At 67.1% G+C, this 14,325-nt stretch carries 12 protein-coding genes and 1 pseudogene; 10 read left to right on the top strand and 3 right to left on the bottom strand.

Annotation, left to right across the window (positions count from 1 at the left end):
* Positions 1–64 precede the first annotated feature (64 nt).
* The 3 genes from BM417_RS35015 to BM417_RS35000 all read left to right on the top strand — a co-directional run bounded on the left by BM417_RS35015 (position 65) and on the right by BM417_RS35000 (position 2,597).
* On the top strand, positions 65–382 hold the full coding sequence (locus tag BM417_RS35015) for a transposase (protein ID WP_093595980.1): 318 nt from the start codon (positions 65–67) through the stop codon (positions 380–382).
* Positions 379–1,269: an IS3 family transposase gene (locus BM417_RS35010; RefSeq protein WP_093595977.1), complete on the top strand. Its 891-nt coding sequence runs from the start codon at positions 379–381 to the stop codon at positions 1,267–1,269. The genes BM417_RS35015 and BM417_RS35010 overlap by 4 nt, the downstream gene beginning before the upstream one ends.
* A gap of 380 nt (positions 1,270–1,649) precedes the next feature.
* Positions 1,650–2,597 carry an RNA-binding protein gene (locus BM417_RS35000; protein ID WP_093603343.1) on the top strand — a complete coding sequence of 316 codons (948 nt, stop codon included), beginning with the start codon at positions 1,650–1,652 and terminating at the stop codon, positions 2,595–2,597.
* A 127-nt stretch (positions 2,598–2,724) separates the two neighbouring features.
* Here the strand turns inward: BM417_RS35000 and BM417_RS34995 are convergent, their stop codons facing one another.
* Both BM417_RS34995 and BM417_RS34990 read right to left on the bottom strand, forming a co-directional pair.
* Positions 2,725–3,342: a class I SAM-dependent methyltransferase gene (locus BM417_RS34995; RefSeq protein ID WP_093603341.1), complete on the bottom strand. Its 618-nt coding sequence runs from the start codon at positions 3,340–3,342 to the stop codon at positions 2,725–2,727.
* The gene (locus BM417_RS34990) at positions 3,339–4,787 is read right to left on the bottom strand and encodes an MFS transporter (RefSeq protein WP_245822379.1); all 1,449 of its coding nucleotides are present in this window, start codon (positions 4,785–4,787) and stop codon (positions 3,339–3,341) included. Before BM417_RS34990 ends, BM417_RS34995 begins: the two co-directional genes overlap by 4 nt.
* Positions 4,788–5,508: 721 nt before the next feature.
* Here BM417_RS34990 and BM417_RS34985 point away from each other — a divergent pair.
* From BM417_RS34985 to BM417_RS50390, 5 genes and pseudogenes are all read left to right on the top strand, one after another.
* Complete coding sequence (locus BM417_RS34985; protein ID WP_093603339.1) at positions 5,509–6,087, top strand: hypothetical protein; 579 nt, start codon at positions 5,509–5,511, stop codon at positions 6,085–6,087.
* Positions 6,071–6,928 carry a hypothetical protein gene (locus BM417_RS34980; RefSeq protein WP_143138927.1) on the top strand — a complete coding sequence of 286 codons (858 nt, stop codon included), beginning with the start codon at positions 6,071–6,073 and terminating at the stop codon, positions 6,926–6,928. Before BM417_RS34985 ends, BM417_RS34980 begins: the two co-directional genes overlap by 17 nt.
* Positions 6,929–7,233: 305 nt before the next feature.
* A complete protein-coding gene (locus tag BM417_RS49965; protein ID WP_281251388.1) occupies positions 7,234–10,032 on the top strand; it encodes an AfsR/SARP family transcriptional regulator in 2,799 nt (932 codons plus the stop codon).
* A gap of 195 nt (positions 10,033–10,227) precedes the next feature.
* Positions 10,228–10,755: a DUF3455 domain-containing protein gene (locus BM417_RS34970; RefSeq protein ID WP_093603335.1), complete on the top strand. Its 528-nt coding sequence runs from the start codon at positions 10,228–10,230 to the stop codon at positions 10,753–10,755.
* Positions 10,756–10,900: 145 nt separating this feature from the next.
* Positions 10,901–11,248: pseudogene (locus BM417_RS50390) on the top strand (RICIN domain-containing protein); the annotation flags it as partial.
* Here the strand turns inward: BM417_RS50390 and BM417_RS34960 are convergent.
* Complete coding sequence (locus BM417_RS34960; protein WP_245822377.1) at positions 11,155–12,420, bottom strand: recombinase zinc beta ribbon domain-containing protein; 1,266 nt, start codon at positions 12,418–12,420, stop codon at positions 11,155–11,157. The pseudogene BM417_RS50390 and the gene BM417_RS34960 overlap by 94 nt on opposite strands.
* 58 nt (positions 12,421–12,478) lie before the next feature.
* Here BM417_RS34960 and BM417_RS49960 point away from each other — a divergent pair, with 58 nt between their 5' ends.
* Both BM417_RS49960 and BM417_RS49955 read left to right on the top strand, forming a co-directional pair.
* Positions 12,479–13,141 carry an SNF2-related protein gene (locus BM417_RS49960; protein WP_093603331.1) on the top strand — a complete coding sequence of 221 codons (663 nt, stop codon included), beginning with the start codon at positions 12,479–12,481 and terminating at the stop codon, positions 13,139–13,141.
* The gene (locus BM417_RS49955) at positions 13,105–14,139 is read left to right on the top strand and encodes a DEAD/DEAH box helicase (RefSeq protein WP_177320762.1); all 1,035 of its coding nucleotides are present in this window, start codon (positions 13,105–13,107) and stop codon (positions 14,137–14,139) included. Before BM417_RS49960 ends, BM417_RS49955 begins: the two co-directional genes overlap by 37 nt.
* Positions 14,140–14,325: the final 186 nt, after the last annotated feature.

The raw sequence follows: 14,325 nt of genomic DNA, 5'->3' as shown, positions 1-14,325 counted from the left end.
CTGGGCCTGACCCGTTTTGACGGACATCTGAGATCAGGGGTTCTGCCCCTGGAAGGATGTCCTTATGAAGACCACGGGCTCGAACAAGCCCCGGCGTCCTCGTCGTGCGTTCACCCCGGAGTTCAAGGCGGAGATCGTCGAGCAGTGCCAGCGTGGTGACCGCTCGATCGCCCAGGTCGCGAAGGACTTCGACCTGACCGAGACCGCCGTGCGCGAGTGGGTCCGCCAGGCCGAACGTGACGCCGGGACCCGCGAGGACGGCGGGCTGAGCAGCGATGAGAAGGCCGAGCTGGCCGCGTTGCGGCGGGAGAACCGGCGGCTGCGTGAGGACGTGGAGATCCTCAAGCGGGCCACGGCTTTCTTCGCGAAGGAGACCCGGTGAACGTGTATCCGTTCATCGAGGCGGAGAACGCCGGCAGCGGCAACGTCAAGCGTGCCTGCGAGTTGCTCAAGGTCTCCCGTGCCGCCTACTACACCCGCCGTGCCAACGGCCCGTCCGCCCGTGACCGCGTCGACGCCGCGCTGACCGAGAAGATCATCGCGGTGCACGACGAGTCGAACGGCACCTACGGGACGCCGCGGATCCACGCCGAGCTCGCCGACCAGGGGCATCGGCACTCCCGCAAGCGCGTCGCCCGGCTCCTGCGCGAAGCCGGCCGAGCCGGGCGGGCGCCGAAACGCTGGCGCACCACCACGATCCCCGACCCGGCCGCGACCACCCCGGCCGACCTGATCAAGCGGGATTTCTCTTGCAGCGCAAGAGAAATCAACAGCAGGTGGTGCGGCGACATCACCTACATCAACACCTGGGAAGGCTGGCTCTACCTCGCGACCGTGATCGACCTCGGCTCCCGGCGCGTCGTCGGCTGGGCCACCGCCGATCACCTGCGCACCGACCTGGTCGAGCAGGCCCTGCACAACGCCGTCACCCAGCGCCGACCCGAGCCAGGAGTGATCTTCCACTCCGACAGGGGCTGTCAATACACCTCCAGTCAGTACGCCCGCGCGGCCACCGACGCCGGAGTGCGGCTATCCGTCGGCCGCAAGGGCCAATGCTGGGACAACGCGGTCGCCGAATCGTTCTTCGCCACCATCAAGACCGAGCTGCTCGACCGGCAGCCCTGGCCCACGAAAGCCAAGGCACACAAGGCAATCTTCGAATACATCGAAGGTTGGTACAACACCCGCCGACGGCATTCCAGCCTCGGCTACCTCAGCCCCGCCACCTACGAAGCCACCCGATACCAGCCTGCCGATCAGGTAGCGTGACCACACCTCATCGACCCTGTCCGTCAAAACGGGGCAGCCCCACAACTCGATCTGCGCCCGCTGGGCCGTGAGCGGAGGGAGATCACGCTCGGCGCACCAGGTGAAGAACAACCGCGGATCAGACTCTGAGTGCAACCGCGAGACACCGGTGTAGCGGCCGAGGTAGGCAGAAGCCGCCAACCGCAGCACAACATCAAGAGACGACGCATCCGGTTGAGGCATACCTCGAGGACAGGCGAAGCCTTGTGTGTCAGCTACTCGATCACACCCGCTGCGGCATGACAGGACGTTCGTGGTTCATCGGGTCGTTGTCGACGTGGCGGCGCGGCTAGCCTGCTCGAACCGATCACCTGCGCTTCCGAAGGGCGACCCAGCCGATCATGAGTGCACCGCACGTCCACCGGATCACGAAGTACGATCCCGCCGATCGCGATGACCAGGGCGCGTACCGCGGGTCCGAGAACGTGTGGAGCGACCACGGTCCGGTGGAGGCCGCCTACCTCGCCGCCGTGACGGCGTTCGCCGATGACACCGGCGTGACGCGGCTGACCATCCGCGACCCCGCGGTCAGCGGGTTCGTCCACTTCGGAGTAGAGCCGCCCATCGACAGCCACGGGTTGCACGGGCTGTTCCCACCCGACCTCACCGGCTACCACGACGGCGCGCGGATCACCCTGGATGTCGGTCGTGAACTGGTGCGCGCCATGCTGCGTGACAACGGCGCGTGGTGCCGACTTGAATCCGAGGACCGGTTCTTCGTCCATGTCGGCTACGACCAGTACATGTACATCGGAAGCGCGCAACCGTGCGGACGTGCGGTCGCGATGACCATCGCGAGCGGTTTGTTCGTCGAGCCGCTGGATGGCTCGCCCTACGACCCGGATGGCGACGGGCCGTATGAATCGCGTCCGGCGGACGCGGCGTTCTGGGCCGAGGTGGCGGCACTCGTGGGACGGCACGGCAGGGTGCTGTTGGAGGAGCAGGTCGTCGGCAACCACTCCCGTTGGCATCGACTCACAGCCGACGTCACGGTGCCCGACCTCGGTCCGCGCGCCCTCCTGTCCGTGTGGCCGGACCTGTCGACCGATGTTCCGGCAGTGCTGCGCGCGATGTCACCGGACTTCACCGGCTGGGTCGTCGCGGAGCACGCGGACGGCCGCATCCGCAGCCTCCACTACGACGGCGATGACCGGGCGGGCCTGTCAGAGGCGTTGGCAGGCGTCCGCGCTGCCATCCTCCTGCCGCACACCACCGACGACCACAACCCACTGCTCGTGGCCGTGCAACCGGACGACGACGGAATCGTCCGCGCTCGCTGGCAGATCTGAACTGCGGTAGTCGAGCCGGCGGCGCACCCGGCTCTCGTCGCGACCCCGCGGTCCACAACACCCGGACGTCCTGTCGCCTGCTCCCAGAAGTACTTGCTCGAACGGGTTCATGATCGCCCGAATGCTGTCACTCAGCGAGCTTTCGGTAGATCAGGCGGATGTTCTGCGGGCCGGCCGAGGCGCGCTGGCGTTCGAAGAGCTCGTCCAGCAGAGCGAGCACTGGGCGGCGGCGGTGCCGGGTGAACACGGGCCGCCAGAGGAACAGGACGAGTTCTCCGCCCGGCCGAAGTACCCGGTGTGCTTCGCGAATGGCTGCCAGCGGGTCGGGCATCTCCTCGAGGCTGTAGCCGTAGAACAGGGTGTCGGCCTGATCGTCGGCCAGGGGAAGCTTGCAGCCATCACCGGCCACATAGGACATTCGCGCGCCGGGCACGTTGTCCAGCCGGTGCCGCAGTGATCGCATGGCCGATGGTGACGGGTCGAGGGTGATCAAAGTGTTCTCGTTGCCCAGGCGGGTTTTGAGTGCCGTGGTGTAGAAGCCGCCTCCGCTACCGACTTCCACGCAGACCGTGCCGGAGCGGCGCTTGATCACCCGCAGGTCATAGCGGGGCAGGTCCCATCCGAGGATCATGCGCAGGACCGGGCTGCTGATCAACCGGTACAGGCGGTCGGGTGTGCGCCAGCCGCCGCTGACACCCGGCTGGGCCGGATCTGTCGTGCTGGTCTTGAGATCAAGCTCGGTCATCGTCGTGTGATTCCTTCGTTTTTGGGCAGCGCACGTGCCGCGGCGATCGTGGCGAGGACGAACAGGACGACGCCGACCACCAGTGCGGCTCGCAGGCCTGTCACGAACGCGGCTCGGGCTAGTTCGAGTAGCTGAGAGCCCGCTGCGGGTGGTAGCCCGGCGGCAGCGGCTGTCGCCTCGGTGAGGCCGTCGCGCGCTTGTGCCGCCCCGCCGGGAAGACTGGCCGAGTAGATCAGGGTGGCGACGCTGCCCAGAACCGTGACACCCAGCCCGGCTCCGAGTTCGTAGGCGGTCTCCTCCACCGCAGCCGCCGCGCCCGCCTGCTCGGCTGGTGCGGCGGCGAGCAAGGCGTCGGAGGCGGCGGTGAGCGAAATCGAGACACCGAACCCGGTCGCCGCCAGCACCGGCCCGAGCAGCCACAGGTTCTCGGTCGCGGTCAGGCCTGCTGCGCAGACTGCCAGGGCCACCGCACTGACGGCGAAGCCGGCGATCGTCAGCCGGCGGTTCCCGAACCGCTGCAACAACGGCCCGGCGACGATGCTGCCGACGACCGCCGAGGCCATGACGAACATCAGTCGCAACGCTGCGGGCATGGGTTGTAGCGCGAGCACGAGCTGGAGGTACTGGGCGAACAACAGGCCCAGGCCTACCAACGAGGTCAGGACCAGCAGGACGCTGCCGACCGCGACGCTGAACGCGCGGTCGCGGAACAGGGTCACGTCGAGCAGCGGAACAGGCAGTTTTCGTTGCCGCCGGACGAACGTCACGAGCAACAGGCACCCGAGCAGTCCGGCAACCGGGCCAAGCACGTACATCGTCCCGCCGTGCGGGGTCTGCTTGACCGCGAAGGCAACCCCGATGATGCCCAGCCCGGCCAACACCGCGCTGAGCACGTCCCACGGCCCGTCCGGTGGGTCCGCGGACTCGGGGATCAGCCAGTAGGTCAACGGAATCGCCACGACCATCACCGGCACATTGATCAGGAACGCGGCGTGCCAGGAGAACGTCTCCACCAGGAAGCCACCGAGCAGCGGCCCGAGCACGGCCCCCGAACCGGCCACGCCACTCCAGATGCCGATGGCCGTCTGGCGTTCGGCACGGTCGGGAAACGCCTGGCGCAACAGCGACAGCGTGGCCGGCATGATCATCGCGCCACCGACACCGAGCGCCGCCCGCGCGGCGATCAGCACCGCGACGTTGGGTGCCCACGCGCAGGCGAGCGAGGCGAGCCCGAACACCACGTATCCGAGCACCAGAATCCGGCGCCGGCCGTAACGATCGCCCAATGTGCCAAAGGCGAGCAGCAGGGGCGCCGCGACCAGCGAATAGACCGCGATGATCCACAGTTGGCTGGTGGCGGTAGGCCGCAGGTCCTCTGCCAACGCGGGTAAGGCCATGTGCAGCACCGTGGCGTCCACGGACACCAGCAGCAGACTGGCGCACAAGATTGCAAGCAAGAGCCAGCGCCTACCCACCAGCACTCTGGGAGGAATGGTCACAACCAGTTGGCCTTAGGCAGATGGCGATGCACGGTTCCAGTCTGGCCAATTTCGGTCCGTGACACCTCATCCTTAAGGCGCTTGTGAATCATCCTGTGGTAGTAGAAGCGCAGACCCTGATGGCTATGCCTAAGTTCAGCCGAAAGCTGGTGCCGGTCGCTGAGCATTGGTGACGAAACTCAACGGACGACTGTCCGGGGTCGCCCGCGCAGGCGGCGGCCACGTTGGCGCCACTGCTGCTTGACTTGCATCTTTGTCGAGGTCTGATGCCATCGTCATGACCAAGATCCCGGTGACCGGCGCAACCGGCGACTGTCCTAAGCGGACTTCGTACTCCTGCTTTGCCGCTCCTGATCGCGCAGGGAGTGTCCGAAGTGGCGCAGGCCATCACCCAAGCGCACCCGGAGCGTCCTCGACGTTGCTTTCCGCCCGTCGAGTCCTGCCAGCCGCATCGACGACTGTGCACCGTCGTGTGCATGGGTGGAGTGAATCTCGCGCTCGGTCAGCGCTGCGGTGCAAGGCTCAGGCAACCCGCACGCCGTGCTTCGCATTCAGGTCAACCTGCTAAGCCGAACGGGTGATTGCTTGGTTTGCTGTCCATCTCGGGTAACGGCGAACGAGCATCTCGTCGATGACGAATCACTCTCGTCGCGACGGAGGTGTGAATATGCCCTCGCTCTCCACGTTCAGCTGCTTGCTGCGCCGAACGTCGCGCGCCTTGTCGTTGTGTCTGGTCGTCGGCGCCGGCCTCCTGTCGGCTTACCTCATCGGCCCTTCGAAGTTGCCCTTCAGCGTCCAACGCATCAAGGACGTGTCGGGAAGTCGCCCACTTGATGTCATGTTCGCGTACAGCGCGAACGAAGGTGCCGCCGCGCTCGACGCGCTCGGAACCGCCGGGCGTCGGCACTACTGGTACTTCCTCGTCGCGGACGCAGGGTTCCTGGTGATCTACACGCTTGCGCTCGCCAGCTTGCTGTTCGCGCTGTTCGGCAGAGGGCGTTGGGCGCTCGCCGTCGCTTCAGTGCCTGCGGTGGCCGGTCTGTTCGACGCGCTTGAGGATGCCGGGGAGGTCATCGCGTTGTCGATGGTCCCGAATTCGCCGCTGGTTGTCCTGTGGGCAACCAGCGCGCTCGGAGTCGTCAAGCACATTGCGATCTATGGCGCGCTGTTGCTCCTTCTGCCCGTCGGCCTGGTGCTCGCGCTATTGCGGTTTATCAAAAGGAGGGGAAATGATGGCGCTCCCTGATAATGACAACTATCGGCAGACCTTCTTCGCGCTCCGCTTCGCGACGATCATGCTCGTCTGCTTGCTCGCGCTCTCGATCGTCGCCCAGGTGGTCATCCACGTGGTAGCTACGAGCCTGCCGTGCGTGCAGCACTCGATCAGCGCCTACTACCACACATCCGCGCAAATGGTGTTCGTCGGCGCACTCTGCGCTATCGGCGTGTGCCTGATCATCTATCGAGCGAAGAGCAACATTGAGAACTGGGTGCTCGATTGTTCGGGATTTCTGGCTTTCATGGTGGCGTTCATGCCGACCTCGGTCGACCCGACCTGCGGTGCCAAAGACGAAATCGAGAAGGGTGCAATCTTCCCTGTTGTTGCGAATAACGTTCTCTCCCTGTCCGTCACTGCCGCTATCGCCTTGCTCCTGACATGGATCAAGCATCGTCTGCGGGAGGCTCAGAAGGTCAACAGAAGCACGAAGCAGGTCATCTTCATGGTGGCTCTTCTCCTGGTGGCAGCCGTGTCACCGCTCCTGTTCTGGTTCGACGACTTCCCTGAGATCGGTCACGGATTCTCGGCTGCGCTGTTCTTTGTTGGAATATTTGTGGTCGTAGTCGTGAACTCGTGCAAGTTCACTCGCAGCCCGTTCCGCATTGGTGTCGTCAACAAGAAGTACGCCAGGATCGCTGGTCTGATGATCGTCACTGCGGCGATCTTGTTCGCGTCGTCGATCATCTTCCCTCACTGGCTGATCATTCTTGAGGGCGCCTTGATTGTCGAGTTCGCGTTGTTCTGGTCCAGTCAGACCAAGGAGCTGAGTGGTCTTGTCCCGATCGGGACCTCAGACGCAACCAAGTAACTCTTGACCTGCTCCTGCGGCGCAGCAACTTCGCCCGCTGTGCCCAGCGCCCCGCCGCCGACGGAAACCCCCACGTCGACAACCCCAGCATCCGGCTACACCCGCAAAAACCCGGCCTGACCTTCCACGGCACCCGCCACAGCCACAAGACCTGGATGATCGACGACGGCCCACCAATCGAACGGGCATCCTTCGTCGTCATGCGAAGTGCTTGCGCCGCCTGTGTTTCAGGCAAACCGGCCGGTCGGACCGGCCGGGGCGGTTACCCTCGCGCTGAGGCGGCGGTGGTGAGGGGAGAGCACCACGTGAGGATTCGGCTGCTCGGACCAATCGATGTCGTGGTGGACGGGACACCCCGTCCGGTGCGGGGATTGCGCCGCAAGGCGGTGCTCGCCGTGCTCGCACTGCACCACGGCCACGTCGTCAGCGTTCCCCGCCTCGTCGACAGCGTGTGGAGAGACAACGAGCGTCCACCGGCGGCGAACACGGTGCAGAGCCACGTGTCGCACCTGCGCCAAGTGCTGGGGAGCCGGACGGCGATTCTGTCGCGGCCGCCCGGCTACCTGCTCGACGCCGGAACCGGGGGCATCGACGTCGAGGAGGCCGAACGTCTGATCCGGCAAGGAACACGGTCGGACGACAGCGCGGCGGCCGCGCGGCACCTGCGTGGCGCACTGGAGCTGTGGCGCGGCCCGGCACTGCAGGACGTCGCCGGACTGACCTGGCTGGAAGGGCAGGCCGAACGTCTGAACCAGTTGCGGTCGCAGGCGGTCCGGGCCCTGCTCGAGGTCCGGCTGGACCTCGGAGAGCACGCGGCGCTGGTGCGGGACCTGGAGCAGCTCGCAGGGGAGCACCCGCTCGATGAGCAGATTCACGCCCAGCTCATGCTCGCGCTGTACCGCAGCGGCAGGCAGGCGGACGCTCTGGCCGTCTTCCGCCGCTTGCGGAGCGCTCTCGCCGGCGACCTCGGCATTGACCCGACCCTGGCGCTGCGCGAGCTCGAAGCCCGGATGCTGCGGCACGATCCGGACCTCCGTCCGGCGCCGCCGGCCGCGCCGATCACCGTGACCCGGCCACCGCTGCCGGCCCCGGCGCAGCTGCCGCTGGAGGTGAGGGGCTTCGCCGGGCGCGAACCCCAGCTCGCAGGCCTCGACGCGGTGCTGGCGCAGCTGAACGGGCCGTCGCCCACCGCGCTCGTCGTGGTGTTGTCCGGATCCGCGGGGGTGGGCAAGACCACGCTCGCCGTGCACTGGGCGCGCCGCGTGGCGGGTGAGTTCCCGGACGGGCAGCTGTACGTGAACCTGCGCGGCTACGACCCGAGCGGCCGGGTGACGAGTTCCGCGGACGCCGTGCGAGGGTTCCTCGACGCGCTCGGCGTGCCTCCGCAGCGGATGCCGATCGGCGCGGACGCGCAGGCCGCCCTGTTCCGCGGCTTGCTCGCCGGCCGGCGGATGCTGGTCGTGCTGGACAACGCCCGTGACGCCGCGCAGATCCGGCCACTGCTGCCCGGCGCGCCCAGGTGCCTGGTCGTGATCACCAGCCGGGACCAGCTGGTCGGCCTGGTCGCCATCGAGGGCGCTTACCCGATGACCCTCGGCCTGCTCACGAATGACGAGTCGCGGCAGCTGCTGGCGTTCCGCCTCGGCGCCGATCGGATCGCGGCCGAACCTCGGGCGGCCGACGAGATCGGCACCCGATGCGCACGGCTTCCGCTCGCGCTCGTCGTCGTGGCCGCCCGCGCCGCCACGCACCCGCGTTTCACCCTCCGGGCGCTGGCCGGGGAACTCGGCGACAGCCGGGAACGGCTGGACGCACTCGCCGGGGCTGACCTGGTCGCGGATGTGCGCGCGGTGTTCTCCTGGTCCTACAACACGCTCACCCCTGAGGGGGCGCGGGTGTTCCGGTTGCTCGGACTGCACCAGGGACCGGACGTCTCGCCCGCCGCGGCCGCGAGTCTGGCCGGGCTCGCGGTGGCCGAGACGCGGAACCTGTTGAGGGAGCTGGCTCGTGCACACCTGATCGACGAGCACACGCCCGACCGGTATGTGTTCCACGACCTCCTGCGCGCCTACGCCGCCGAACTCGCCGGCCACAAGGACTCCACGCAGCAGCGTGACGCGGCGATCCGCCGGACGCTCGACCACTACCTGCGCACGGCGTACCGCGCGGCCGTGGTGCTGAACCCGCACCGGGACCCGATCGTGCTGCCTCCGCCCGAGCCCGGTGCGACACCCGAGGACTGCACCGATCACCACGCGGCCATGGGGTGGTTCAGCACCGAACACGCCGTGCTGATCGCGGCACTGCACCAGGCCTTCCTGCAGGGTCTCGACCACCACGCCTGGGCGCTGGCGTGGACGACGCACACCTACTTCAACCGCCGGGGGCGCTGGCACGACTGGTCCGTCGTCTGGCAGGTCGGGGTGGAGGCGGCCACGAGGCTGGCGGACCCGAACGCCCGTGCCATCGCTCATCGCGGCCTCAGCTGGGCCCAGGTCAAGCTGGGCCGCCACGAGGACGCCACGGTTCACCTGCTGCACGCTCTCGGGCTGTGGGCCGAGGCGGGCGACCCGGTCGGGCAGGCCGACGTCCACCTGGACCTGGGCAGGGGACTGGCGATCCAGGGCCGGTTCGCCGAGGCCATGCACCACGCCCGCCAGGCGCTCGACCTGTACGAGGAGGCCGGCCACCACGACGGACTGGCGCTCGCGCTCAACAACCTCGGCATGGCGTGCGTCGAGCTCGGCGACCACGAGCGCGGACTCACTTGCTGCCGGGAATCCCTGGTCCTGCACCAGAAAGCCGGCAACCGCGACGGCGAGGCCGGAGCCTGGGACAGCCTCGGCTACGCCTACCACCACCTGGGCGACCACGCCGCCGCCATCGACGGATATCAACGCGCGCTCGACCTGTACCGAGATCTCGGCGACCGCTACGAGATCGCCGCGACCCTGGCCAACCTCGGCGACAGCAGGCATGCCGTCGGCGACCTGGCCGACGCGCGAGAGTTGTGGCGGGAAGCGGTCTCGATCCTCGACGAACTCGACCATCCCGACGCCGACCACCTGCGCGCCAAACTCCGCGCCGACTCGTCGCGGGCCTGAGCAGCTGTGGGTTCCTGTCGCGCGCATGGCGAATCCGCTCGGTGATCTGATCCGCGCCGAGTCCGATGAACTGCCGGCCACGCTCACATCCTCCTCGTGTGCGCTGCAACGTCGCTGACCCCGCCACGTCAGTGTCGTTGCAGCGCTCGATGTCACGGTGCCGGTGACACATCGAGACGAAGGAGCGAGAACACGATGCGCATCAATCGAATCGCGGCCGGGCTGGCCGTCGCGGCCATGACGGCCGTCGGCGTCGGGGCCGCCACCGCGCCGGCGGGAGCCGGGCCGACCGCCTCCGGGCAGGTACCCGAGGTGATCAAAGTGCCCGAGGGCAACAGACAGATCGCCTTCCTTCAGGCGCACGGCGTCCAGACCTACCAGTGCGCTAACGGCGCGTGGAGTTTCCTGCAGCCCGACGCGATCCTGGAGAGCTACGGCAGGGCGGTGATCCTGCACACCAGAGGTCCTGTGTGGACGTCGGTCGAGGACGGCAGCTCGGTCACCGCCGCGACGGTCGCCAGCTCACCGGTGCCGCTCGCCGTTCCCCAGTTGCTGCTGAGGTCCACCGGCAACCGCGGTCCCGGACTGCTCGGCGCGGTCACGTTCGTCCAGCGGCTGAACACCACCGGCGGCCTCTCGCCGGCCGGTGCCTGCAAGGACGGCGCGACCGCGTCGATCCCGTACACCGCCGACTACGCGTTCTGGGCCGCCACGCCGAGGTAGGCCGGCACGGCCCGCATCCAACCGAGAAAGGTAACGGGACTTGAAAAACCGAAGATGGCTTGGCCTTGCCGCATCACTCATCGCCCTGACGGTCAGCGGGGTGGGCGTCGCCCACGCCGGCGCGAGTACCGGTCAGGCGCCGGCGATGTCCGTTACGGCGGACGACTTTCACCACATCGTCAACACGGCTACCGACAAGTGCGTCGACATAGTCAACGGCTCCACGGCGAACGGCGCGCGTGCCCATCAATGGGACTGTGAGGGAGACTCCAGCCAGTTGTGGGCGTCGGTCGACCTCGGCAACGGCTTCGTGCAGTTCGTCAACCAGAACAGCGGCAGGTGCCTGAGCCTCGTGTGGGGCACACTGATCGTCGACCAGCGGTCCTGCAACGCGACTGATCAGCGCCAGTGGTGGCAGTGGCAGCCCGCAGACGTGTTCGGGAACCTCGTGCTGGTGACCCCTCCCGCCGGAGGTAGCGCGTGTCTGGCCCTGTTGCCGTTCTCCAACCGGAACGGCACCCGGATCGGGATCGCCGACTGCGCGACCACGTCGTCGCAGATCTGGCACACGGAGCAGGACTGACCTCTGCTTCGGGTGAGTCTCACACTGAATATGGTGGAGCGAAACTGGAGCACGGCAAGGAGTTGAACGTCGCCTGGCAGTGTGAGGGTCAGGGGTTCGAGTCCCCTCAGCTCCACCAAGTTAGTCATTGTGCGAACCACTCCGTTCGGGGTCGTATCCGCTGGTAGAGCGGGTGCGGCCCCGTCGTTGTTGCTAGGTTGGGGGATGCGGAAGACCGGGGCAAGCCGGTCCGGGCCGGTGATGGTGACGCTGGCGACCAGGGCTTCGACGAGGGCTTTGGCCTGGTTGTGCATGCCACTGGTGGTGATCTCGGCGACGTGGTCGGCCACCGCCACGAGGGTGGCGGGTTCGGGTGTGGTGGGTTCGTCGTCGAGGGCGAGGGTGAGCTGGTCGCGGCGGGTACGTAGTTGCTTGGTCTTGGCGCGTAGCTCGGTGAGCCGGTCGGCGACGAGTTCTTCGTCCATGGTGCCGCGCTCGAACGCGGTCAGGTAGCGGTCGATGGCCTGCCCGGTCTTGGTGATCTCGTTGTCGACCGTGGTGAGCTCGGCGTGCCGGTCGGCGTTGGCTGCCTGGTGTTGTTTCTGTTCGTGGGCGATGGCGTCGGCGATGAGGTCATGCTGGGTGCGGTAGAAGGTGGCCAGGGCGTCCAGGACGGCTGCGTCGACGGCGTCGGCGTTGAGGCGCGTGAAGTCGCATTTGCTGGCGTCGTAGCGGGCGAGGTTCCAGCAGGTGTAGTAGCGGTAGGTGCGGTTGCGGCCGGTGGCGCGGGTGCCGATCATGGCCTTGCCGCATTGGGGGCAGCGCAGGCGGCCGGTGAGGACGTAGTCGGAGCCGGAGGCGGCGCGGTGGGCGTGGGATTCGCCGCGGGCGTCGAGGATGGCTTGGGCCTGTTCCCACACCGTGAGGTCGATGACGGGGGCGTGGGTGTCGGTCACGGTGGTCTCCCGGAACGTCAGTTCGCCGAGGTACACGCGGTTGTTCAGGGCGCGGAGGACTTGGTAGCCGGACCATGTGCCGCCACAGCTGGTGCGGTGGCCCGGCTGTTGAGGATCTTGGCGATGGCGCGGGACCCGAGCCAACATCCGACCGCACCTGCACGGTCTCTCTGCCGCCGCGCAGCCGACCGGCTCGCGAGCGAAGATGCTCTTCTCCAGCAAGACCGCGCGCACTGCAGCTCTTACCGCCCTTGCGCGACTGGAACAGCTCCTTACCGGCGGCAGTGCGACTGGTCTGCATCAGCGTGCGACCGCGGTGCTCCAGCTCGCGCAATCCGGTAATCGCCCGGCCGCCGAGGTGTGGCGCGAGTACGAACGCGACGCAGCTGGCATCAACGCTCTACTGGCCACCATTCCCGGCGCAATCCGCGCGGCCGACGACGACGCGGCGCATGGCTATGCGCCGGCCGAGCTGGTCAAGAAGATCCAGGCAGTCCCGCTCAACACCGAACGGCTCAAGACCACGCTGCGGGGCTACCAGGTCTTCGGCGCCCAGTACGCGATCCTGCACGAACGGACGATCATCGGCGACGAGATGGGACTGGGCAAGACGATCCAGGTACTCGCCACCGCCGCTCATCTCGCGGCGAACGGGCGCACGCGGTTTCTGGTCGTCTGCCCCGCCAGCGTACTGATCAACTGGATCAACGAGATCGGCAAACACACGACACTGACCGCGCACGCGTTGCATGGCGCTGACCGTGACAGTGCGACAGGAGTGTGGTTGCGCCAGGGCGGGTCGCGGTCACGACATTCGGCACCGTCTCCAAGTTGCCACTCCCCGACGAGCACGGAATCCAGCTGTTGATCGTCGACGAAGCGCACTACATCAAGAACAAGGAAGCGCAACGCTCCCAGGCCGTTGCCACGCTGGCTACCGATGCCGAGCGGGCCCTGTTCCTGACTGGAACGCCGATGGAGAACCGGGTCGAGGAGTTCCAGTCGCTCGTCGACCATCTGCGGCCGGGCATCGCCTCGTCGTTGGACCGGATCGGGCGGATGGCGAGCGCGACGACGTTCAGGCGGGCTGTGGCGCCGGTGTACCTGCGGCGCAATCAGGAGGACGTGCTGCAGGAGCTGCCGGAGTGCCTGGAGATGGAGGATTGGGTCCAGCTGTCCGACGCCGATGCGCGCGTCTACCGGGTGGCTGTCGAACGGAACTTCATGGCGATGCGGCAGGCCGCCTACGCAACGCCGAACCACCGCGACTCGGCGAAGATGGTGCGGCTGCTCGAAATCATCGAGGAGTCGAAGGACAACGGGTGGAAGGTCATCGTCTTCTCCTACTTCCGCGGTGTTCTCGAGGCGGTGCAGCAGGCGCTCGCCGGCAACACGGCGGGTGTGCTGACCGGGTCGGTGGCGGCGGGCAAGCGGCAGGAGATGGTCGACGAGTTCTCCCGGATCGATGGGCACGCTGTGCTGCTGAGCCAGATCGAGGCGGGCGGCGTGGGGCTCAACGTGCAGGCGGCCTCGGTGGTGATCATGGCCGAGCCGCAGTGGAAACCCAGTACCGAGGCGCAGGCGATCGCCCGTGCTCACCGCATGGGGCAGACCAGGAAGGTGCACGTGCATCGGTTGCTGGCCAAGAACTCCGTCGACGAACGCATGCGCGAGATCATCGAAGAGAAGCAGCAGTTGTTCGACGAGTACGCCCGCAAGAGCGCGGCCAAGGAAGCTGATACTCGTGCGGTCGATAGTTCGTTGCACCAGACGGTCGACGTGACACGAGACGAGGCGGTTCCTGCTGAGCAGCGGATCATCGCCGCCGAACGTCAGCGGCTCGGCCTCGATCCGAATACGCGGTGATCACATGACTGCGGAACAGCCGATGGGATGGTGCCCAGGCCTACGCGCTGGGACAGGTTGTGTCGATCGACGCGGGCATCGCTGGATCCCCTGATCGCTAAGACGACCGTCGACTGATAAAACGACGGTGAGTGCATCATCGACGTGCTGACAGACGGCAAGTCCAAAAACTTTCGCCAACTGGCT

It is taken from the genome of Lentzea waywayandensis, from assembly GCF_900115955.1.
Lineage (GTDB): Bacteria > Actinomycetota > Actinomycetes > Mycobacteriales > Pseudonocardiaceae > Lentzea > Lentzea waywayandensis.
Note: the sequence above shows the minus strand (reverse complement) of the source record. Positions and strands in the feature narration are given on the sequence as shown.